This window comes from Longimicrobium sp., assembly GCA_036387335.1.
Classification (GTDB): Bacteria; Gemmatimonadota; Gemmatimonadetes; order Longimicrobiales; family Longimicrobiaceae; genus Longimicrobium.
This window is the reverse complement of the sequence record DASVTZ010000095.1, coordinates 1-22,261: the sequence shown is the minus strand read 5'-3', so window position 1 is coordinate 22,261 and position 22,261 is coordinate 1. Positions and strand designations below refer to the sequence as shown.

The following is a 22,261-nucleotide window of genomic DNA, read 5'->3' as shown; positions in this document are numbered from 1 at the left end:
TGGACGGCGGCGCGCTACCGGAGTGGGAGCCGGCGGAGCCGCGGCTGGCGGTGCGGCTCGTCGGCTACCAGGACGTGGCGGCGATCGTGTGCACGGCCCCGCCCGCCGGCGGCGACGCGGACCCGCTGCACGTCACGGCCCGCCATCATGAGGTGCACCGCGCACTGCTGCACGGCGACGTCGTCCCCGCGCCCCCGGGCGTCGTGTTCACCGGTGACGATGAGGTGATCGGCTTCCTCGGCGAGTCGTACGCCACGCTGCGCGGTGCGCTGGCGCGGGTAGCAGGACGCTGGGAGTTCCGCCTGCACGTGGACGTTGTGGACGCGGCCTTTCCGCACGTCAAGGCGCTGGACCTGGCGACGCACATCTACGCCGACCTGCGCCGCCTGGCCGGCGCCGCCATCCCCACGCCGTCGGAGGAGACGCGCATCCTGAGCGCCGCCTTCCTGGTGCAGCGCTCCGCCTCCGCCGCCTTCCGCGACCACGTGGAGCACCTGTCGCAGCTGAATTCGGCGCTCGAGCTGGACCTGACGGGGCCGTGGCCGGCGTATGATTTCGTGCAGATGCACGGGTAGGCGGGGAATGGGGAATGGGGAATGGGGAATGGGGTAAAAATTGGTAGGGGCGGCCCCATGTGGCCGCCCGTGCTTTCCACCGGACCGAACAACGCCTAAGGCGATGAAGCTCGACTTCCAGATCCTCGACCTGCGCACCAAGCACGCGTTCAACATCGCGCGGATGAAGGAGCCGCCCGCGCGCCGCACGGTGTGGGTGCGCATCACGGACGCGGACGGGGTGGAGGGGTGGGGCGAGGCTCCGGCGACGCCCTTTTACGGCGAGAATGCGGACACCGTGTCCGCGGTGCTGCCGGGGCTGGCGGGGGTCCTGGCGGACGCGGCGGCGGGAGACCCGTTCGCGCTGGAGCGCATCGAAGGGGCGCTGGCGATGCACATCGGGCGCAACCCGGCGGCGCGGGTGGCGATCTCGGCGGCGCTGCACGATCTGGTGGGGAAGCGGCTGGGAGTGCCGCTCTGGAAGCTGTGGGGGCTGGACCCCGCCGCGGCGCCACGCTCGTCGTTCACCATCGGCATCGACGAGCTGGAGGTGATGCGGCAAAAGGTGCGCGAGGCCGCGTCGTACCCCATCCTCAAGATCAAAGTCGGCACGCCGCGCGACGCGGAGATCCTGCGCATGATCCGCGACGAGGCGCCGGAGAAGACGCTGTACGTGGATGCCAACACGGGGTGGACGGCCAAGGAAGCGATCCGCCTGATCCCCATGCTGGAGGAGTTCGGCGTCAGCATCGTGGAGCAGCCGGTCCCCAAGGGCGACCTCGAAGGCCTGCGCCTCGTCCGCCAGAACTCGCGCCTCCCCATCGTCGCCGACGAGAGCTGCGAAGTCTCGGCGGACGTGGCGAAGCTGGCGGGAGCGGTGGACGTGGTGAACATAAAGCTCGCCAAGTGCGCCTCCCTGCGCGAAGCGTTGCGGATCGTGCACGCCGCGCGCGCGCATGGGATGGGGGTGATGCTCGGCTGCATGATCGAGTCGACGCTGGGCATCGCGGCCGCCGTGCAGCTCACGCCGCTGGTGGACTACGTGGATTTGGACGGCGCCGCCCTTCTCGCCAACGACCCGTTCGACGGCCCGGGGATCGAAGCGGACGGCTCGCTGCGGTTCAACCAGGCCCCCGGACTCGGGGTGCGTCTCGCCGCGGAGACGGCCGGGTGAACACGGAAGAGCTTCGCGCGGAGATCCGGCGTCTGGGGCCCTGGCATCACGACATGCAGGTCGCGCCCGGCATCCGCACGGGCGAGGTGGCTAAGGACGTCGCCTACCCGCCTTCCTTCGGGCGCGTGACCATGGTTCAGCCCGAGCGCTGGATCGGCCGTCTGATCGAGGAGGTCTTTCCGGACGGCCTGAACGGCCGCTCGTTCCTGGACTGCGCCTGCAACGGCGGCGGCTACCTGCTGGCGGCCGCCGAGAGAGGTGCGGGCCGCTGCTTCGGCCTCGACGTGCGCGACCACTGGGTCGACCAGGCGCGGTTCGTGGCTCGGGAGACGGGCGCCCGGGGAGTGGAGTTCACCACCGCGGACCTCCACACGCTCCCCCAGATGGAGCTGGAGCCGTTCGACGTGACGCTGTTCATGGGGATCTTCTACCACCTTCCGGACCCGATCGCCTCGCTGCGGATGGTGGCGGACCATACGAAGGAACTGCTCGTCCTGAACACCGCGTACCTCCCCGGCGGGGGGGACTCGCTCAGGCTGAACCTGGAGAGCGAAACGCTGGTGATGTCCGGCGTGCATCGCCTGGCCTGGCTGCCCACGAGCGAGCTCGTGCTGCGTGAGATCCTTCACTGGTGCGGGTTTCCGCACGTCCGCACCACCTGGCGCCTGCCTCTCCCCGGAGGCCACTTCCACCGGATCGAGCTCATCGCGGCGCGTGAGGCGAGCACCTTTTCGCGCTTCGACGTGCTCCGCCCCGAAGCGCTGGGTCCGCCCCGCCCGGGACTGCTCCGCCGCGTGCTGAACCGGGTGCGCCGCCGGTAGCCGGCCGCGGCGGCGGCGGGGTGGATCGTGCACCCCCGGATCGCCCGTTCCCCGTTCCCCATTCCCCGTTTCACAGGTGTTCGTCGAAGTCGCTCTTCCGCTCCCCCTTCCGCGCACCTTTACCTACCGGGTGCCGGACGAGATGCGCCCGGCCGCACAGCCGGGCGCGCGTGTTCTCGTGCCGTTCGGAAGCAAGGAAAAGATCGGGTGGATCGACCGAATCGTCGAAGGCGAGCCCGGTGGCAAGGTGGAGCGGATCAAGCCGATCGTGGGGGTGCTGGACGCGGTGCCGAGCGCCACCCCCGCCATCCTCAACCTGTCGAGGTGGATCGCGGACTACTACCTGGCGCCGCTTGGCCAGGTGCTGCGCACCGCGCTCCCCGCGGGCCTCACGGAATCCACGACTGACTACGTAGCGCTGGAGGACGGCGCGACCGTGGACGAGGAGAGCCTTTCGCCGCAGGAAGCGAAGCTCGTCCGCTGGCTGCAGAGCCGCGAGGGCCCGCAGCCCGTCGCCCGGCTGCGGCGCGAGATGGGCGACCGCGCGTGGTGGCCCGTCATCCGCCGCCTGACCGATGCGGGGCTGGTGCGCGTGGACAGCGAGGGGCCGCGCATCGCGCCCCCGGTCCGCACCCGCCGCGTGGTGCGGATCATACGCCACGTCCCCTCGCTGCTGGAGCGCGAGGGGATCTTTGCGCGTGCTCCCCGCCAGCGCGAGGCGTACGAGATGCTGGAGGCGCTCGGCGGCCAATCCGAGCTGAGCCACCTCACCGGCACTCTCGGCTTCTCCAGCACGGTGGTGAAGGGGCTGGTGGAAAAGGGTCTCGCCGCAGTGGCCGACGAAGAGGTGTCGCGCGACCCGTACGCGGACATCGAGGTCGGCGCCGCGCCCAAGCTGCGCCCCACGCCCGCGCAGGCCGGCATCATCCGCCAGCTCACCGCCGCCACGCGCACCGCCGACCCCGGCACCTTTCTGCTGCGCGGCGTCACCGGCTCCGGCAAGACGCTGGTCTACATCGAGCTGCTGCGCGAAGTCGTGGAGCGGCAGGGGAAGACGGCGATCGTCCTCGTCCCCGAGATCGCGCTCACGCCGCAGACCGTGGGGCGCTTCCAAGCCGTCTTCGGCGACCGCGTGGCCGTGCTGCACTCCGCCCTTTCCGACGGCGAGCGCTACGACGAGTGGCGCTCCCTGCGCGCCGGCGAGAAGCAGATCGTGGTGGGCGCCCGCTCGGCCGTCTTCGCGCCGCTGGCCAACCTGGGCGCCATCGTGGTGGACGAGGAGCACGAGTCCTCGTACAAGCAGGCGGACGCGCCGCGCTATCACGCCCGCGAAGTCGCCGTGGTGCGCGCGCACATCGAGGGCGCGGTCTGCCTCCTCGGCTCCGCAACGCCGGCGCTGGAGAGCTGGATTAACGCGCAGACCGGCAAGTACACCCTGGTCGAGCTCCCCGAGCGCGTCGGCGGCCAGCCGCTCCCCCCCATCCGCATCATCGACCTGCGCCAGGAGCGCAAACGTCAGAAGGAGACCGCCGGCCCGCTGCAGAAGGCGGACATGGGGCCCATCATCCTCGCCGACGTGCTGGTGAGCGCCGTCCATGAGCGGATTCGCCGCGAGGAGCAGACGATCCTCCTGCTGAACCGCCGCGGCTACGCCAGCTTCGTGCAGTGCCGCGACTGCGGGCTGGTGTGGCACTGCCCCAACTGCAACGTGTCGCTCACCTTCCACCGGCGGCGCGGCCTCCTGACCTGCCACTACTGCCTGCACGAGGAGCAGTCGCCCAGGACGTGCACCGCGTGCGGCTCCACGGACCTGAGCTTCCGCGGCGTCGGCACGGAGCAGGTGGAGCGCTCGGTGGGCGAGGCGTTCCCCTCCGCCCGCATCGCGCGGATGGACGTGGACACGACGGGCGGCAAGTGGGCGCACCACGACATCCTGGGCCGCGTGGAGCGCCGCGAGGTGGACATCCTCCTCGGCACGCAGATGATCGCCAAGGGCCTCGACTTCCCCAACGTCACGCTGGTCGGCGTCATCAACGCGGACGTGGGGATCAACCTCCCCGACTTCCGCGCCACGGAGCGCACCTTCCAGCTCTTGACGCAGGTGGCGGGCCGGGCGGGGCGGGGACCCAAGGGCGGCGAGGTGTTCATCCAGACCGCGCTCCCCAGCCACTACGCCATCGAGAGTGCCACGGACCACGACTTCGTCGGCTTCGCCGGCCGCGAGCTGGAGGCGCGCCGCGAGCCCAGCTACCCGCCGCACTCGCGCCTGGTGAACGTCGTCATCAGCGGCCTGGAGGAGGCCCCCACCCAGGAGCTCGCCGTCGCCGCCGCCGAGTGGGTGCAGGGCCTCCTGGCGACGCGCAAGCTGACGGAGGTCGCGCTGGTGGGTCCCGCCCCGTGCCCCATCGACCGCATCCGCAACCGCTGGCGCTGGCACTTCCTCCTGCGCTCCGGCAGCTCCAAGCTCCTCGGCGAAGTCGCGCGCTACTTCCACGAGCGCTTCGACATCCCCAAGAACAAGGCGGATCTGCGGCTGGCGCTGGACCGGGACCCGGTGGCGTTGTTGTAGAGGGCCCTCACCCCCCCAACCCCCCTCTCCCGATAACAGGAGAGGCTGGCGCCTCTGTTATCGAGAGAGGGGGGAGCTTTTCCGGCGCGTACCGCGGCCATCCGTGGTATGGGCGCGATTCATCGCGCCCACCCTCCGCGTTCCTCGAACCTCGCCTAACACAACGCGATCCCGGTAGGGGCAGACCTGCGTGTCTGCCCTCCCTCGCCCGACCGCGATTCCCCACGATAACACGCCCAATCCCGTAGGGGCCGCCCCACGTGGCTGCCCGTGCCATCCCGCGCGCCGCGCCCTGCACCGCACACGAATCCACGCAAAAACCCCCTCCCCCAGGCAGTGATGGGGGAGGGGGATGCGTCGCGGAGCGACGCTGGGGGTGGGGGCCCTACCGTACCCCCGCCAACGCCAGCACCAGCAGCAGCGCCCACTGCGTCGCCTTCTCGCTCCCCTTGCTGTCCCAGCTCTCCGCCAGCGAGTGCGCGCCCTGGCCGCTGCCGCCCGCGTCGATGGTGAGCGACGAGATGCCGAGGGAGATCGGGATGTTGGCGTCGGTGCTGGAGGGGTTGGACTCCGGGGTGAAGCCCAGGCGCTGGCCGGCCGCGCGCGCGGCGCGGACGATGGGGGCGTCGTCGCGCTGGGTGCCGGCGGGGCGGATGCCGATGCTCTGCACCTCCACCGTCAGGCGCACGGTGTCCGCCCAGCGGGCGTTCTCGTCCTCGACCGCCTGGCGCACGGCGACCTGGAAGCGGGCGTCCAGCGAGTCCAGCGCGGCCGCGCTCTCCGAGCGCATGTCCACCAGCATGCTCGCCTCCGCCGCGATGGCGTTCACCGAGGTGCCGCCCTGCACCACGCCGACGCTGAAGGTGACCTTGGGATTGGTGGGGACCTGGAAGTCGGCGATCCTGGCGATGGCGCGGCCGAGGGCGTGCGTCGGGTTCGGCATCCCGAAGTCGCCGTGGCTGTGGCCGCCGGGTCCCTTGTAGGCAACCCGGTAGCGGTGGCTCCCCACCGCGTCCTTGGTCATCGTGTAGCCCGTGCCGTCCACCGAGATGAAGTGCGTGACGCGCCCGCGCAGTTCCTTCTCGAAGAGGTGGCGGACGCCGCGCAGGTTCCCCGCGCCCTCCTCGCCCACGGTGCCCACGAAGAGGACGGTGCCGCGCGTGCGGATCTGCGCGTCGTTCATGGCGCGGGCGACGGCCAGGACCACCGCCAGCCCGCGGCAGTCGTCGCCGATGCCGGGGCCGCGCAGGAGGGTGCCCTCGCGCTTCACCCGCACGTCCGTCCCCTCTGGGAAGACGGTGTCCAGGTGGCCGGAGATGACGATCACGGGCTGGCCGGGCTCGCCGGGGCGCTCGCCGATCACGTTGCCCACGGAGTCGATGCGGATGTTCTGCAGCCCCAGCGCCTGCATCCGCTGCCGGTAGTCGGCGGCGCGGCGGGCCTCCTTGAAGGGCGGCGCCTCGATCTCGCACAGGGCGATCTGCTCCTCGATGGTCTGCGGCTCCGTTCGCGCCACGAAGGCGAGCGCCTGCCGCACGCGCGGCCCGTCGGGCACGGACGCGGGCTGCTGGGCGGCGAGCGGGGCGGCGAGGATCGCGGCGGCGAGGGCGGCGTGGAGCTTCGGGCGCATGACGGGCGTGTGCTCAGGAAGTCGATGGGGTCGGCGCAAAAGTAGCGCGCATCGCACGCGCTGGGACAGGGGCCGGACGCGAAGAGGGCGGACCGCCGTGGTGGCGACCCGCCCTTTCAGGACAGCAGCGCGAGGTGGCGTTCCCCGTCGTGAGAGTGCTCCGCGTCGCGCGTCTCGGCCTCGCGGTCGTGGCGGCGCAGCGCCTCCAGCACCTCCTCGCCGTAGAACATGGCGATGTACTTCGCCTGCACGTCGGTCACGCGGCGCACGGCCCACACCAGCTCCACGTAGTTGGGCTCGCGCGGCACCGAGTGGAGGACCATCCCGCACTCCTCGGGAAGGTGGTTCCCCTTGCGGTTGTTGCAGTGCGAGCACGCCGTGGCGACGTTCTCCCACACGTTCTCGCCGCCGCGCGAGAGCGGGTGCACGTGGTCGCGCGTCAGGAACTCGCGCCCGCGCAGCGTGCCGCGGTGCCGCAGGCAGTACTGGCAGCGGTAGCCGTCGCGGGCGAAGAGGAAGGTGTTGGTGACTTGCCGGCGGAACCTGCGGGGGACGTGCACGTAGCGCTTCAGGCGGATCACCAGGGGGCAGGCGATCCGCGAGCGTTCAGAACGGAAGATCCGTGCGTCGTCCGCCTCCAGCACCTCGGCCTTCCTCTCCAGCACGAGCCGCAGGGCCCGCTCCACCGGGAGGATGGTGAGAGGTTCAAAGGATGCGTTGAGTGCCAAACACCCCATACGGTGAGCCCTCTTGGCGGCTGGATGCGTGTGACCGAGCCTGGTTCCCGCAAGTTGAAGATGCTTGAAGCTGCAAGGACGGTCAAGGCAGGGACTGCAACGAGGGCGTCACACAGAGACACAGAGGGAACCACAAGAAGAACGGAAAGGGGTTCTCTGCGCCTTGTAGTTCTCTCCGTGCCCTCTGTGTGAGGGTGTTACGGCGTCGGCGCCGCGCCGCCGCTGTCGGGCGGGGGCGGAGTCTTGATCTGCGGGCGCGGCTCGGGCATCTGGTACCCGCCCGGAGGCCCGGATGGCGGCGCGGGGCGGCCGGCCGGCGGCGGCGCGGGCACGGGCGTGGGCATCGGCTGCGGAGGCGGCGGCATCGGCGGCGCGGGGTTGGCGATGGGAGGCGGAGGCGCGACGTAGGGACGATGCGGCGGCTTGGGACGGTTCACCGAGTCGGCGGCGTCCGCGCGGCGCGAGATCTCGGTCCAAGTCTCCGCCAGGAGCTCCGGGTTCTCCTTGTGCGCCTGCAGCCACGCGGTCAGCTGCGCGGGCGTCACCTTTTGCTTGCGCAGCGCCCGCGCACGGAGGGTGTCCACCTGCCGCGCCGTGTCGCTCACCGCGCGCAGGGCCACGTTGGCGCGGATGAACTGCTCGCGCGAGATGCCTCCGCTCGCGCCTTCGGTTCCGCAGGCGGCGAGCAGCAGGGCGAGCAGGGCGGATCGGTGGAGCTTCACGGGCGCGTGGGCTGGACGGGAGCGAGGCGGCGGTCGGGTGGAGCGTACCCGCCGCGGCGGATGGTGTCAAGCCGCCGCGTTGCGCGCCCCCGCGGGGCCGCATAGCTTGCGCGGGCACCCTCCCGACCGCGCCCCACGCACCCATACGACCACACGCATGGCACTTCGCACGCTTCTACTGGCGGCCGCGCTCCTCGGCACCGCGTCCGGGCTCCGGGCGCAGGCGGATCCACCCTCCCCGGCGCAGGTGCTGGGCTACGAACTCGGCGAGCGCTTCACCCCGTACGCGGGGGTGCAGCAGTACGCCCGCGCGCTGGACGCCGCCTCCCCGCGCGTGGAGTACCGCGCGTACGGCCAGACGTACGAGGGGCGCGAGCTCTTCCAGATGGTCATCGCCACGCCCGAGAACCTGGCGCGGCTCGACGCCATCCTCGCCGCCAACGCCGAGCTGACCCGCCCCGAGACGACGGCGGAGCGCGCGCGGCAGATCGCGGCGTCCAACCCGGCGGTGGTGTACTTCAGCTACGGCGTGCACGGCAACGAGAGCTCGTCCAGCGAGGCGGCGCTGTACACGGCGTACGACCTGGCCCGCGACGCTCCGGAGGTGCGCGGCGTCCTCCAGTCGCTGGTGGTCATCATCGACCCCGTCGCCAACCCGGACGGGCGCGACCGCTACGTGCAGTGGTACCGCTCGGTGCGTGGCGCGGAGCCCAACCTCAACCCCGCCTCTCGCGAGCACCGCGAGCCGTGGCCGGGTGGGCGCTTCAACCACTACCTCTTCGACCTGAACCGCGACTGGTCGTGGGCCACACAGGCGGAGACGCGGGCGCGGCTGGCCACCTGGTTCCGCTACAACCCGCAGGTGCACGTCGATTTCCACGAGATGTACTTCAACTCGTCGTACTTCTTCTTCCCGGCGTCGGCGCCCATCAACCCCATCTACCCGCAGCACGTGCTGGCGTGGGGGAAGCGCTTCGGGCAGGAGAACGCGCGCACCTTCGACGCGCAGGGCTGGGCATTCTACACGGGCGAGGCGTTCGACCTCTTCTACCCCGGCTATGGCGACTCGTGGCCGTCGCTCACGGGTGCGGTGGGGATGACGTACGAGCAGGCGGGGCACGGGGCGGCGGGGCAGGCGGTGATCCAGGAGTCGGGCGATACGCTGACGCTGCGTGACCGCGCCCTCCACCACCGCGCCAGCAGCCAGGCGACCCTGCGCACCGCCGCCGCCGGCAAGACGCAGCTCCTGACCGACTACGCCGCCGGCCAGCGCACCGTGGGCCAGGGCGAGCGCGACTTCCTCCTGGTGCCGGGCACCGATCCCAGCCGCATCGAGTCGCTGGTGGCGCACCTCCGCCGCCAGGGGATCGAGGTGGAGCGCGCCTCCGCCGGCTTCCGCGCGGGCGCCACGGCGTACCCGGGCTTTCCGGCGCGCGGCGACTTCCCCGCCGGGACGTACCGGGTGCGTGCGCGCCAGCCGCAGGGCCGCCTCGCCATCACGCTGCTGCAGCCGGAGACGGTGCTCAAGGCCGAGTATTCGTACGACGTCAGCGCCTGGTCGCTGCCGTACGCCTACGGTGTGGCCGCCTACCGCGCGACGGGCGGCGGTACGGGCTGGACTCCGGTGCGCACCACCGGCACCGAGACGCTGACGGCGGGCGCGGCGCCGCAGCCCAGCGGGTTCGGCTACCTGGTGGCGCCGGGCGAGCAGGCGTCGCACGGCATCGTGAGCCTGCTGCGCGCGGGCGGCCGGGCGCGGGTGCTCGGAAAGCCCTCCACCTTTGCGGGCCGCCGCTACCCGGCGGGAACGTGGTTCATCCCCGCGCGCGGCAACGATTCGCTCCAGGCGCGCCTCACCCGCGTCGGCCTGGGAAGCGTCGCGATCCCCATCTCCAGCGGCCTCAGCGAGGGCGGCATCGACCTGGGGAGCGAGAACGTCGCCAACATCAAGCTGCCGCGCGTCGCCGTCGTCTCGGGCGAGGGGGTGAGCCCGACGTCGTTCGGCGCGCACTGGTTCTTCCTGGACCAGCAGCTCGGCATCCCCTTCGATGCCGTCCAGGCCACGGACCTCGCCTCGGCCGACCTCTCGGACTACCAGGTGATCGTCCTTCCCGACGCATCGCCGCGCGCCGTCAAGGATGCCACCGACGCGCTCAAGGCGTGGGTGCAGCGCGGCGGCCGCCTCGTCGCCATCGCCGGCGGCGCGGAGGCGATCGCGGGGATGGCCGAGGTCAAGCTGCGCGAGGCCGGGCGCGACTCGGGGAACGCGCGCACCCGCTACCTCGCCGGGCGCGAGGAGCGCGAGCGGCAGGAGTGGCGCCAGGAGGTCCCCGGCACCATCCTCCCGCTGCGTCTGGACCCGGCGCACCCGCTGGCCTTCGGCGCGGGCCTCGACGGCCGTCCGGGCGAGACCTTTACGCTGCACCAGGGCACCACCGTCTTCGAGCCAGCGGAGAACCTGGAGACGGTCGCCTACCTCCCCCGTAACCCGGCGCGCATCTCCGGCGTCATCTCCCCCGAGAACCTGCGCCACCTCGGCGAAGGCTCCGTCGTCGCCACCCGCCGCATGGGCCAGGGCAGCGTCGTCCTCTTCGCCGACGACCCGCTGTTCCGCCTGTTCTGGCGCTCGATGCAGCCGCTGTATGTGAATGCGCTGTTGATGGGGCCGTGAACGGAAGTGCGTGAGTGCGTGAGTGCGTGAGTGCGGGGCCGGGGTGGGGCCATGGGCGCATCCCCCCCTTTGTCATCCTGAGCGACGCGCCGCTCCGTCCTCTCCCGTGCTCCAACGTGTGGCGCGTAGCGAAGGATCTACTGCGCGTAACGCGGGGCCGGGGGTGAACCGCAGACCCCGGCCCTGCTCCGGCTAAATCCTTCGCTCGCCGCAGAGAGTACGGTGCGCAACGCCGGATGTCCGTCCGGCGGCTCCCTCAGGATGACAATAAGGGGGTGCACTCAGCAGGCTCCCATTAGTATCGGATTTGAGCGGGCCGGTGCGCATTGACGCCGGCTCGTTCGCGCGCAACCTTTCCCGCCGCGCCTTTTCCCACCTTCCTCCCCCACCGCTCTCTATGCGACACACGATCAGGCTGCCCCTGGCGGTCGCCGCCGCGGCGCTCGCGTTTGCGCCCGCGCCGGCGCTGCTGGCGCAGCAGCAGCCCGCACTTACGCAGGAGATCCCGCTGGATCCGGCGGTACGGATGGGGACGCTGCCCAACGGGCTGCGCTACTACATCCAGCCGAACCGCGAGCCGCCCAACCGCGTGGAGCTGCGCCTGGCGGTCAACGCCGGGAGCGTGCTGGAAGACCCGAAGCAGCTGGGGCTGGCGCACTTCCTGGAGCACATGGCGTTCAACGGGACGCGCAACTTCGCCAAGAACGAGCTGGTGAGCTACCTGCAGGGCGTCGGCGTGCAGTTCGGGGCGCACCTCAACGCCTACACCTCGTTCGACGAGACCGTGTTCATCCTCCCCATCCCCAGCGACAGCGCGCGGGTGGTGGAGCGCGGCTTCCAGATCCTGGCGGACTGGGCCGGCGGGCAGATGCTGGACGACGAGGAGATCGAGCGCGAGCGCGGCGTGGTGATCGAGGAGTGGCGCCGCGGCCGCGGGGCGGGGATGCGGATGGCGCTCAAGCAGTTCCCCGTGGAGTTCGCCGGCTCCGCGTACGCCGAGCGGCTCCCCATCGGCACGCGCGAGTCGCTGCAGGGCTTCTCCGCGGCCGATCTGCGCCGCTTCTACACCGACTGGTATCGCCCCGACCTGATGGCGGTGGTGGTGGTGGGCGACATCGACCCCGCCCGCGCCGAGGCGCTGATCCGCGAGAAGTTCGGCTCCCTCGCCGCTCCGCGCTCGGCGCCGCCGCGCCCGGTGATGCAGGTGCCCGCGCACGCCGAGCCGCGCTTCTCCGTCGTCAGCGACCCGGAGGCGACCACCACCAGCGTGCAGGTGAGCTTCCAGCACCCGGCGCGCCCCACCCGCACCGTGGCCGACTTCCGGCGCGGCGTGGTGGAGGGGCTCCACGACGCCATGCTCAACGCCCGTTTCGACGAGATCGTCCGCTCGCCGAACGCACCGTTCGTGGCCGCCTTCGCCAACCAGGGGCGCAGCGTGCGCACGCTGGAGAGCTACACGCTGTACGCCATCGCCAAGGAGAACGGCGTGGAGCCGGCGCTCACCTCGCTGCTCACCGAGGCGGAGCGGGTGAGCCAGCACGGCTTCACCGCCGGCGAGCTGGAGCGCGCCAAGGCCGAGCTGCTGCGCAACGTCGAGCGGGCGTATGCCGAGCGCGAGAAAATGCGTTCCGGCCAGATCGTGGACCGCTACGTCGCCCACTTCCTCCAGGGCGAGCCCGCACCCGGCCCTACCGCGTCGTACGAGCTGCACCGCGCGCTCGTCCCCGGCGTGACGCTGGAAGAGGTGAACCGGCTGGCGCGCGAGCTGATCACGGACCAGAATCGCGTGATCCTGGCCAACGGTCCGGAGAAGGCGGGCGCCCCCCTGCCGACGGAGCAGGCGCTCGCGGCGACGTTCGCGCAGGTGCGCGGCAAGCCGGTCGCCGCGTACGTGGACAACGTCGTGACCACCCCGATCATGGCCCGCGCCCCGCGTGCCGGCCGCGTCGTCAGCGAGCGGCGCATGGACGAGATCGGCACGATCGAGTGGCGCCTGTCGAACGGCGCGCGCGTCGTGGTGAAGCCGACCGAGTTCAAGGCGGACGAGGTGCTCTTTCGCGCCTACAGCCCCGGTGGCACCTCGCTGGCCTCCGACGCGGACTTCCCGGCGGTCTCCATGGCCGCGAGTACGATCGCCGCGGGCGGCGTGGGCTCCATGAGCCGCGTGCAGCTGCAGAAGGCGCTCGCCGGGAAGGCGGCGCAGGTCAATCCGTTCATCACGAACATCGAGGAAGGGCTGGGCGGCGGCGGCTCCCCCAAGGACCTGGAGACGCTCTTCCAGCTGATCCACCTGCACTTCACCGCTCCGCGCGCGGACCCGGAGGCGGCGGCGGCGTTCAAGAACCAGATGACCGGCTTCCTGCGCAACCGCGACGCCAACCCGGAGTCCGCCTTCCAGGACACGGTGGCGGTGACGATGGCGCAGGGACATCCGCGCTCGCGCCCCTTCAGCGCCGCCACCGTAGAGGCGCAGGACCTCGCGCGCTCGCTCGCCTTCTACCGCGACCGCTTCGCCGACGCGAGCGACTTCACCTTCGTCTTCGTGGGCAGCGTGCGGCCGGATTCGCTCAAGCCGCTGGTGGAGAAGTACCTGGCGAGCCTCCCCTCCGCCGGGCGCCGCGAGAGCTCGCGCGACGTGGGGATGCGCCCGCCGCGCGGCGTGGTGCGCAAGACGGTGCGGCGCGGCACGGAGCCCAAGAGCATGACGCGCCTCTCCTTCACGGGCGCCATCGGGGTGCGCCCGGACGAGGTGCACAGCCTGCGCTCCCTGAGCGAGCTGCTCCAGATCCGCCTCACCGAGGCGCTTCGCGAGCGGCTGGGCGGCACCTACTCGCCGAGCGTCATCTGGGCGGTGTCGCGGATCCCGGTGGAGAGCTACGCGTTCACCGTGCAGTTCACCTCCGCGCCCGACCGCGCGGACGAGCTGGTGCGCGCCACCTTTGCCGAGATCGAAAAGATCAAGAACGAGGGCGCCCCCGAGGCCGACCTCAACAAGGTGCGCGAGGCGCAGCGGCGCAACGCGGAGACCAACCTGCGCCTCAACGGGTTCTGGCTCAACAACCTGGTGACGTACGACACCCGCGGCTGGAATCCACGCACCATCCCCGCCGAAGCCTCGCTGGCCAGCCGGGTGACCTCCGCCTCCATCCAGGCCGCCGCGCGCCGCTTCCTGGACGCGCAGAACTACGTGCAGGTGGTGCTGGTCCCGGAAAACACGCCGTAACGCAGCACTCTCGCGCAGAAGGACGGAGGCACAGAGATTACGTGGTCTCTGTGCCTCCGCCTTTTCCACCACGCCCTCCGCATGCAGGACGCCATCCCCGAACACACGCTCGGCTCTTCGATCAGGGAGGCGCTGCGCGGGTCGAAGCAGGACTACACGTCGGGCCCCGTGGGGCGCTCCATCCTCCTCCTCGCCATCCCCATGGTGCTGGAGATGTCGATGGAGAGCATCTTCGCGGTCGTCGACATCTTCTTCGTCTCGCGGCTGGGCGCGGACGCGGTGGCGGCGGTGGGGCTCACCGAGTCGCTCCTGATGCCGGTGTACGCGCTGGCGATGGGGCTCGCGATCGGCGCTAGCGCCCTGGTGGCCCGCCGCATCGGCGAGCGCGACGCGGAGGGGGCGGCGCGCGCGGCCGTCCAGTCGCTTCTCCTGGCGCTGGTGGTGTCGGTGGTGCTGGGCGGATTGGGCGCGGTGTTCGCGCCGCGGCTCCTGGGGGTGATGGGCGCGTCTCCCCGCGTCATCGAGATCGGCGTCACCTTTGCCCGCGTGATGCTGGGCGGCGAGGCGGCCATCATCCTCCTCTTCGTCGTCAACGCCATCTTCCGCGGCGCGGGCGATGCCGCCATCGCCATGCGCGTGCTCTGGATGGCGAACGCGCTGAACATGGCGCTCGCTCCCTGCCTGATCTTCGGGCTTGGACCCTTTCCGGCGCTTGGTGTCACCGGCGCGGCGGTGGCCACGACCTTTGGACGCAGCACTGGGGCGGCGTACGCCGTCTGGCGGCTCACGCGGCCCGGCGGTCGCATCCCCGTGGGCCGCCGCCACCTGCGCCCCGAGCCGGCGCTGATGGCGCAGATCGCCCGTCTCTCCGGCTCCGCGGCGGTGCAGTCGCTGGTGGGTACGGCGAGCTGGATCGGGCTGGTGAGGATCATCTCCATCTTTGGGAGCGCCGCGCTGGCGGGCTACACCATCGGCATCCGCGTGGTGGTCTTTGCCCTCCTCCCCAGCTTCGGGATGAGCAACGCCGCCGCCACCATGGTCGGCCAGGCGCTCGGCGCCCGAAAGCCGGAACGCGCCGAGGAGGCCGTGTGGAAGGCCGGCTTCTACAATCTGTGCTTCCTGGGAAGCATCGGCGCGCTCTTCGTCCTCTTTGCTCCCGCCCTGGTCTCGCTCTTCACCAACGACCCGGCGGTCGCCGTCCACGCGGTCTCGTGCCTGCGCATCATCGCGAGCGGCTTCCTCTTCTACGCATACGGCATGGTGTTCACGCAGTCGTTCAACGGCGCGGGCGACACCCTTACCCCCACCATCATCAACCTGGTGGTGTTCTGGCTCTGGGAGATCCCGCTGGCCTACGTGCTCGCGATCCACCTCGGTCTCGGCCCGCGCGGCGTCTTCTGGTCCATCACCATCGCCTTCTCCACCCTCGCCGTCGTCAGCGCCATCCTCTTCCGCCGCGGCAGGTGGAAGACGCGTAAGTTGTAACGCGCTGGTCGGCAGGAATCGAGGCGGGGCGGAGGGTGGGCAGACACACAGGTCTGCCCCTACGGGTATTGGCGTGCGTGACGGGAGACGGGGCAGGTATGGCACGGGCGTGATAAATCACGCCCCTACGGGCTTTCGGCGCAACGGGGCGGGAGTTCTCCCCCTCAACCGCCCTGCGCCCCCGCAGGCGGGGGAGGGGGCCGGGGGGGAGGGGGGCTCCCCTGCCATTCCGGCACACTTCCCCGGCACAGAACTTCCTTTTTCCCCGTGCGACGAGTGCCCCCGAAAAGGAGTAACGTATGCCCAATTTTGAACGTTTGACGGTGAAGGCCGGCGAGGCCATCCAGGCGGCGTCCAACGCCGCGCGGCAGGCCGGCAATCCGCAGATAGAAGACTCCCACCTGCTGGCGGCGCTGCTCGACCAGGAGGAGGGGATCGTCGTCCCCATCCTGCAAAAGGTGGGGGTGAACGTGGCGCGGCTCCGCAGCGAGAACGACGCGGCCGCCGCACGCCTTCCCAAGCAGTCGGGCGCGCAGCCGCACCTGTCGCGCGAGCTGAACGAGGTGCTGGACCGGGCCGAGCAGGAGGCGCGGGACCTCAAGGACGAGTACGTCTCCACCGAGCACCTGCTTCTCGGCCTGGCGGAGAAGGGGTTCACCGCGCGCGACCTCCTGCGCGCGCAGGGCGCCCGGCGCGAGACGCTGGCGGACGCGCTCCAGCAGGTGCGCGGCTCGCACCGCGTGACGGACCAGAACCCCGAGGACAAGTACCAGGCGCTCCAGCGCTTCTCCGTGGATCTCACGGAGCGCGCGCGGCGCGGCAAGCTGGACCCGGTGATCGGCCGCGACGAGGAGATCCGCCGCGTGGTGCAGGTGCTCAGCCGCCGCACAAAGAACAACCCCGTGCTCATCGGCGAGCCCGGCGTCGGCAAGACGGCGATCGCGGAGGGACTGGCGCAGCGCATCGTCAACGGCGACGTGCCGGAGGGGCTGCGCGACAAGACGCTGGTGTCGCTCGACATCGGCGCCATGCTGGCCGGCGCCAAGTACCGCGGCGAGTTCGAGGAGCGCCTCAAGGCCGTCCTCAAGGAGCTGACCGACTCGGCCGGCAAGTTCATCGTCTTCATCGACGAGCTGCACAACATCGTCGGGGCGGGGAAGACCGAGGGGTCGCCCGACGCCGGGAACATGCTGAAGCCAGCCCTGGCCCGCGGCGAGCTGCGGCTGGTGGGCGCCACCACGCTCGACGAGTACCGGCAGTACATCGAAAAGGATGCGGCGCTGGAGCGGCGCTTCCAGCCCGTGTTCGTGGGCGAGCCGACGGTGGAGGCCACCATCGCCATCCTGCGCGGGCTCAAGGAGCGCTACGAGGTGCACCACGGCGTGCGCATCACCGATCCGGCCATCGTGTCGGCGGCCACGCTCAGCAACCGCTACATCGGAGACCGTTTCCTGCCGGACAAGGCGATCGACCTGATCGACGAGGCGGCGAGCCGGCTGCGCATCGAGATCGACTCGCTTCCGCAGGAGATCGACGAGGTGCAGCGGCGCATCATGCAGCTCGAGATCGAGCGCAACGCCCTGCAGCGCGAGAGCGACCCCGAGAGCCGCGATCGGCTGAACCGCGTGGAGGAGGAGATCGCGGGGCTCGTGGAGCGCTCGTCGGGGATGAAGGCGCAGTGGCAGAGCGAGAAGGCGGTGATCGCCGAGATGCGCGCGCGCAAGGAGAAGCTGGACGAGCTCAAGGTGGAGCTGGACCGCGCCGCGCGCACGGGTGACCTGAACCGCGCGGCCGAGATCCAGTACGGCCAGATCCCCGCGCTCCAGAAGGAGATCGCCGACGACGAGGCGCGGCTGGCCGAGCTGCAGAAGTCGTCGCGCTTCCTCAAGGAGGAGGTGGACAGCGACGACATCGCCGAGGTGGTGGCGAAGTGGACCGGCATCCCGGTGACGCGCATGCTGCAGAGCGATCGCGAGCGGCTGGCGCACCTGGACAAGCACCTCGACAAGCGCGTCATCGGCCAGACGGAGGCGACGGAGGCGGTGGCGAACGCCGTGCGCCGCTCCCGCGCGGGGATGCAGGACCCCAACCGGCCGATCGGCTCTTTCATCTTCCTGGGCCCCACCGGCGTCGGGAAGACGGAGACGGCGCGCGCGCTCGCCGAGTTCCTCTTCGACAGCGAGGAGGCGATGGTGCGCATCGACATGAGCGAGTACATGGAGAAGCACGCCGTGAGCCGCCTGATCGGCGCGCCGCCGGGGTACGTGGGCTACGAGGAGGGCGGCCAGCTCACCGAGGCCGTGCGGCGGCGCCCGTACTCGGTGGTGCTCTTCGACGAGATCGAAAAGGCGCACGCCGACGTCTTCAACGTCCTGCTCCAGATCCTGGACGACGGGCGGGTGACCGACTCGCAGGGGCGGACGGTGAACTTCCGCAACACGGTCATCATCATGACCTCCAACATCGGGAGCCCGCTGATCCTGGAGCGGTCGCGCCTGATGGCCGATCCGGCGGGCGCGCTGGAGGTGGAGGCGGCGGTGCTGGGCGAGCTGCGGCGCCACTTCCGCCCCGAGTTCCTGAACCGGGTGGACGACATCATCGTCTTCAAGCCACTCGGCACCGCGGAGCTCACGGTCATCGTGGACCTGCAGCTGCGCCGGCTGGAGCGGATGCTGGCGGACCGCAAGATCACGCTGCAGGTGACCGACTCGGCCAAGCAGCTGATCGCCGAGGAGGGCCACGATCCGGCGTACGGCGCGCGCCCGCTGAAGCGCGCCATCCAGCGCCTGGTGCAGAACCCGCTCGCCATGCGCGTCCTCGAAGGCGACTTCGGCGACGGCGACACGGTGGTGGTGGACCGCGAGCCCGGGTCGCACCAGCTCGTGTTCCGCTCGGGCGCGGAGGCTCCGGTGGAAGTGGCCGCCTAACAGCAGGTCTCACGCGGAGACGCGGAGGCGCGGGGAGAGGATCTCCGCGCCTCCGTTTTTGCGCCGTGACAGCGGGGGGCACAGGCATTACCTTGCGCCGCGACAGCCCTCCCGCCGCATCCCTTCGATCCAGGCCCCGCCATGAACCTCCGCATCGCGTTCTGTCTGCTGCTCGCCGCCTGCGCCGCGCCGCAAAACGAGGACGCCGACACCGCCACGCCGCAGGGCGTGGTGCGGGTCACGCAGGAGAATTCGGGGAAGACGGTAACGCTCCGGACGGGCGGGAGGATGGAGGTGGCGCTGGAGTCGAACGCGACGACCGGGTACTCGTGGCAGCGCGAGGGCGGCGACACGGCCGTGCTCGCAACGGACAGCTCGCGCTACCAGCCGGACAAGGCGGCACCCGGGGTGGTGGGGTCGGGCGGCACGCAGATCCTTGCCTTCCGGGGGGCGCGGGCGGGGCGCACGAGGCTGGTGCTGGTGTACCGCCAGCCGTGGAACGGAGGCGGGACCAGCGACCGCCGGTGGGAGGCGGAGGTGGTCGTGCAGCCGTAGGGTTGCGCGGGGCCGCGCCGCAGGTCTACACTTGAGGCACACCCACCCCCGACACATCTCCACGCCAAGCGGTTCTCCCGGAGGCCCCGTGCATCTCAGGCGCATCATCCCGCTCGCCATTTTCGTCCTTGCAGCCGCGTGCGGCGGCGCGCGTACGTCTCCGCCGCCGGGGCCCAGCGGCGCGGCTGCCCCGGCCGCCGCGGTGGAGCGCTTCCTCCGCCTGGTGGAAGCCAAGAACTACCGCGAGATGGGGCTGGTCTTCGGCACCAAGGACGGCAACATCTACCGGATCGACCCCGCCCGTCAGGTGGAGCAGCGGATGTTCGCCATCGCCTCGATCCTGGAGCACGAGTCGTTCAGCATCGCCAACGAGGAGCAGATCCCCGGCCGCTTCGGCGAGGCCATGCGCATGACGGTCAACCTCACCTCCGGGCGCCAGCGGAAGCAGGTCCCCTTCACCACCGTCCGCTCCGGCGGCAGCTGGCTGGTGGAGCAGGTGGACCTCGAGCGCATCACCCGCACCGAGTTCTGAAAACAGCGGGCCTCACGCGGAGACGCGGAGAGAAGCTCTCTCTGCGCCTCCGCGTCTCCGCGTGAACCCAATCCGTAGAAGCCTGTCAGGTGTGCGAGCTTTCGAGAAGCTCCACCAGAACGCCGCCCGTGGACTTCGGGTGTATGAAGGCGACGCGGTGGCCGTGGGCGCCGGCGCGAGGCGTTTCGTCGATGAGCTGGGCGCCCTCGGCGCGGTAGCGGTCGAGCTCGGCGGCGATGTCTTCGACGCGGTAGCACAGATGGTGCATCCCGGCGCCGCGGCGAGCGAGGTACTTCGCCACCGCGGAGTCTTCGCGGACGGGGGCCAGGAGCTCCAGGCGGCCTTCACCGGCGCCCACGAACACCACCTCCACCCCCTGGCTCTCGACGACCTCGCGGCCGTACCCCTTCCCTCCGGTGATAGATTCGAAGAGGGGGAGCGAATCGTTCAGGGAATGAACCGCGATTCCAACGTGGTCCAGCGCCCGCTCGGTCATCGGCCCTCGCAGTGACGGGAGTAGTCAACAATCAGGTAGCCGCCAAGTTAGCCCCGCCCCGCGGGCACGGCTACCGGCCTTCGGCACAGGATGGTATAAGATGGCGGACAGCAACAACGTGATCGAGATCACGGACGCGACCTTCAGCGACGTGACCGGCCAGGCCGGGCTCTCCATGGTCGACTTCTGGGCCGTGTGGTGCGGGCCGTGCCGCATGGTGGCCCCCATCGTGGAGCAGCTCGCGGACGACTACGCGGGCCAGGTGACGGTCGGCAAGCTGGACGTGGACAACAACCAGCGCAGCGCCGCGCAGTTCAACGTGCGCTCCATCCCCACCATCCTGTTCTTCAAGGACGGCAAGGTGGTGGACACGGTGATCGGCGCCGTCCCGCGCCCGGCCCTCGAGGCCAAGATCAAGCAGCACCTGGGCGCGGCGGCCGCGTAACCTCCGCCTATCCGAAGCCGGGGAGGGCCGTCGAGGCTCTTCCCGGCTTTTTAGTGCCTGGGGAATGGGGAATGGGGAATGGGAATGGAGAACGGCGACCCCATCCTATCCGCGCCGCCCCTTCTGTCATCCTGAGCGACGCGCCTCACTGTCCTCGCCCGTGCTCCGTCCTGTGGCGCGTAGCGAAGGATCTACTGCGCGTGACGAGAGACCCGCCCCGCAACGCCGTCCTCCTGCCTCGTCGGCTAGATTCTTCGGTCGCCTCAGGGGGTCACGCGCACCACGGGCTTTGGTGCGGGCGGCTCCCTCAGGATGACAAAAGGAAGGAGCGCGGTTTGCGTTCGCACTTGGCACTTGGCACTTGGCACTTCTTTTCCGCCTTGCGCGCGCCGACGGAAAGTGTACGATTGGACGTCACCCACTTCCCCCGCGCTGCGCGATGATCCACCACTTCCCACACGAAGCGGCCTTCCTCCCCCGCACCAAGCTCAGCTACGTCAACCTCCCGGGGATCCTGAGCGACGGGAAGCGCGACCGGGCGGCGCGCGTGTCGGGGTTCGTGTGCATCCAGCTGGGGGAGCGGTGCTACCTGATCTTCCTGCGCAACGGTGAGCCCTTCCACTCCGCGCGCCTCCAGGCGGACGAGGGGCGCGGGGCCGCGGCGCTGTCCGAGGTGCTGCGCATCGCCGCCACCGAGAGCGAGCGCGGCGAGGCGGGGCAGATCGGGTACTTCGGCGCGCCGGAGGCCCAGCTCCAGGCCATGCTCGCGACGCTCGTGCAGGAGCCGGTGGAGTGGGCCGCGTCGGTCGATTGCACGCGCCCCGAGCTCCTCTTTCCGCACCTGCGCCAGCGGCACTTCACCGGCGTGCTGGAGATGACGTCCGCCGGGCGGCACCACTACATGGTCTTCGAGGACGGCGTTTTTCGATCCGGATACTTCACGGAGCGCGACGGCACCGTCCCCGTGCCGGAATTCCTGCGCTCGGTGTTCGGGGCGGCGGGCGGCGCGCCGCGGGTGATCCCGTATCCCGCGCTCGGCACCCTTCCCGTGCAGGCCGGCCCCGGACTCGTGGACCTCTACCGCCGCATGGTGGGCGGCATCCTGCGCGAGCTTTCCTCCTCCCTCGGCCGTGACGCGGCGATGGCGATGGTGCGCGCGGCACAGGCCGAGGTGGGCGGACGCCTCCCCGCCGCGCGCGCCTTTCACCTGACTGACGAGGGCCGCGTCGTGGGCGACCCCGTGGCCACGCCCGAGGGGCTGACCGAGGCGGTGGCCGGCTGGCTGACGGCCGCCCTGATCGCCGGCTCGCGCCACGACGGCGTGGACCCCGCCGCGATGGTGGAGCGGGTGGCGCGCGACAGCCGCTTCGTACTGCAGGAGCACGGCTTCTTCGACCGCCTCCCCTGGGCGGTGTCGCTCTAGTGGCGGCGCTCTACGTCGTCTCCACCCCGATCGGCAACCTGGGCGACATCACCCGCCGCGCCGTCGAGGTCCTGGGCAGCGCGGACGTGGTGCTGGCCGAGGACACCCGCCGCACCTCCATCCTCCTCCGCCATTTAGACATCCAGACGCGGCTGATGTCCGCGCACGAGCACAACGAGGCGGGCCGCGCCGCCACCGTCGTCGCTATGCTGAGGGAGGGGAAGAAGGTGGCCCTCGTCTCCGACGCCGGCACGCCGCTCCTTTCCGACCCCGGCGCCCGCATCGTGCGCGAAGTGG

General features: G+C 70.9%; 17 protein-coding genes. 13 read left to right on the top strand and 4 right to left on the bottom strand.

The annotated features are described in order from the left end of the window. From VF647_08475 to priA, 4 genes are all read left to right on the top strand, one after another. Nucleotides 1–575: GvpL/GvpF family gas vesicle protein (locus VF647_08475; protein HEX8452117.1), on the top strand; the 575-nt coding region annotated here is incomplete at its 5' end. Between the two features lie 103 nt (nt 576–678). Next, nucleotides 679–1,728 carry a dipeptide epimerase gene (locus VF647_08470; protein HEX8452116.1) on the top strand — a complete coding sequence of 350 codons (1,050 nt, stop codon included), beginning with the start codon at nt 679–681 and terminating at the stop codon, nt 1,726–1,728. Then, entirely contained in the window at nt 1,725–2,549 is an 825-nt protein-coding gene (locus VF647_08465) for a methyltransferase domain-containing protein (protein ID HEX8452115.1), read from the top strand. The genes VF647_08470 and VF647_08465 overlap by 4 nt, the downstream gene beginning before the upstream one ends. Nucleotides 2,550–2,625: 76 nt before the next feature. Continuing rightward, on the top strand, nt 2,626–5,118 hold the full coding sequence (gene priA / locus VF647_08460; protein ID HEX8452114.1) for a primosomal protein N': 2,493 nt from the start codon (nt 2,626–2,628) through the stop codon (nt 5,116–5,118). A 385-nt stretch (nt 5,119–5,503) separates the two neighbouring features. Here priA and VF647_08455 read toward each other — a convergent pair whose 3' ends face one another. The 3 genes from VF647_08455 to VF647_08445 all read right to left on the bottom strand — a co-directional run bounded on the left by VF647_08455 (nt 5,504) and on the right by VF647_08445 (nt 8,207). Continuing rightward, nucleotides 5,504–6,748, bottom strand: a complete 1,245-nt coding sequence (locus VF647_08455) for a M20/M25/M40 family metallo-hydrolase (protein HEX8452113.1) — start codon at nt 6,746–6,748, stop codon at nt 5,504–5,506. A gap of 116 nt (nt 6,749–6,864) precedes the next feature. Next, nucleotides 6,865–7,476 carry an HNH endonuclease gene (locus VF647_08450; GenBank protein HEX8452112.1) on the bottom strand — a complete coding sequence of 204 codons (612 nt, stop codon included), beginning with the start codon at nt 7,474–7,476 and terminating at the stop codon, nt 6,865–6,867. Nucleotides 7,477–7,682: 206 nt separating this feature from the next. Continuing rightward, on the bottom strand, nt 7,683–8,207 hold the full coding sequence (locus tag VF647_08445) for a hypothetical protein (GenBank protein HEX8452111.1): 525 nt from the start codon (nt 8,205–8,207) through the stop codon (nt 7,683–7,685). 157 nt (nt 8,208–8,364) lie between these two features. On the opposite strand from VF647_08445, the gene VF647_08440 reads away from it, so the two are divergent. The 6 genes from VF647_08440 (at nt 8,365) to VF647_08415 (ending at nt 19,600) form a co-directional block, all read left to right on the top strand. Beyond that, nucleotides 8,365–10,878, top strand: a complete 2,514-nt coding sequence (locus tag VF647_08440; GenBank protein HEX8452110.1) for a M14 family metallopeptidase — start codon at nt 8,365–8,367, stop codon at nt 10,876–10,878. Between the two features lie 397 nt (nt 10,879–11,275). Next, entirely contained in the window at nt 11,276–14,101 is a 2,826-nt protein-coding gene (locus VF647_08435; GenBank protein HEX8452109.1) for an insulinase family protein, read from the top strand. A gap of 81 nt (nt 14,102–14,182) precedes the next feature. Further along, the gene (locus VF647_08430; GenBank protein ID HEX8452108.1) at nt 14,183–15,586 is read left to right on the top strand and encodes an MATE family efflux transporter; all 1,404 of its coding nucleotides are present in this window, start codon (nt 14,183–14,185) and stop codon (nt 15,584–15,586) included. Between the two features lie 299 nt (nt 15,587–15,885). Then, complete coding sequence (gene clpB, locus VF647_08425; GenBank protein HEX8452107.1) at nt 15,886–18,513, top strand: ATP-dependent chaperone ClpB; 2,628 nt, start codon at nt 15,886–15,888, stop codon at nt 18,511–18,513. Nucleotides 18,514–18,654: 141 nt separating this feature from the next. Then, a complete protein-coding gene (locus tag VF647_08420; protein ID HEX8452106.1) occupies nt 18,655–19,068 on the top strand; it encodes a protease inhibitor I42 family protein in 414 nt (137 codons plus the stop codon). A gap of 88 nt (nt 19,069–19,156) precedes the next feature. Beyond that, a complete protein-coding gene (locus VF647_08415) occupies nt 19,157–19,600 on the top strand; it encodes a hypothetical protein (protein ID HEX8452105.1) in 444 nt (147 codons plus the stop codon). A gap of 85 nt (nt 19,601–19,685) precedes the next feature. Here VF647_08415 and mce read toward each other — a convergent pair whose 3' ends face one another. Then, entirely contained in the window at nt 19,686–20,096 is a 411-nt protein-coding gene (mce, locus tag VF647_08410) for a methylmalonyl-CoA epimerase (protein ID HEX8452104.1), read from the bottom strand. A 100-nt stretch (nt 20,097–20,196) separates the two neighbouring features. Between mce and trxA the strand changes: the two genes are divergently transcribed. The 3 genes from trxA to VF647_08395 all read left to right on the top strand — a co-directional run. Then, nucleotides 20,197–20,541, top strand: coding sequence for a thioredoxin (trxA, locus tag VF647_08405; protein HEX8452103.1), 345 nt, complete (start codon nt 20,197–20,199; stop codon nt 20,539–20,541). Between the two features lie 439 nt (nt 20,542–20,980). After that, nucleotides 20,981–21,964 carry a hypothetical protein gene (locus tag VF647_08400; protein ID HEX8452102.1) on the top strand — a complete coding sequence of 328 codons (984 nt, stop codon included), beginning with the start codon at nt 20,981–20,983 and terminating at the stop codon, nt 21,962–21,964. After that, on the top strand, nt 21,964–22,261 hold a 298-nt coding region (locus VF647_08395; GenBank protein ID HEX8452101.1), incomplete at its 3' end, for an SAM-dependent methyltransferase. The genes VF647_08400 and VF647_08395, both read left to right, overlap by 1 nt.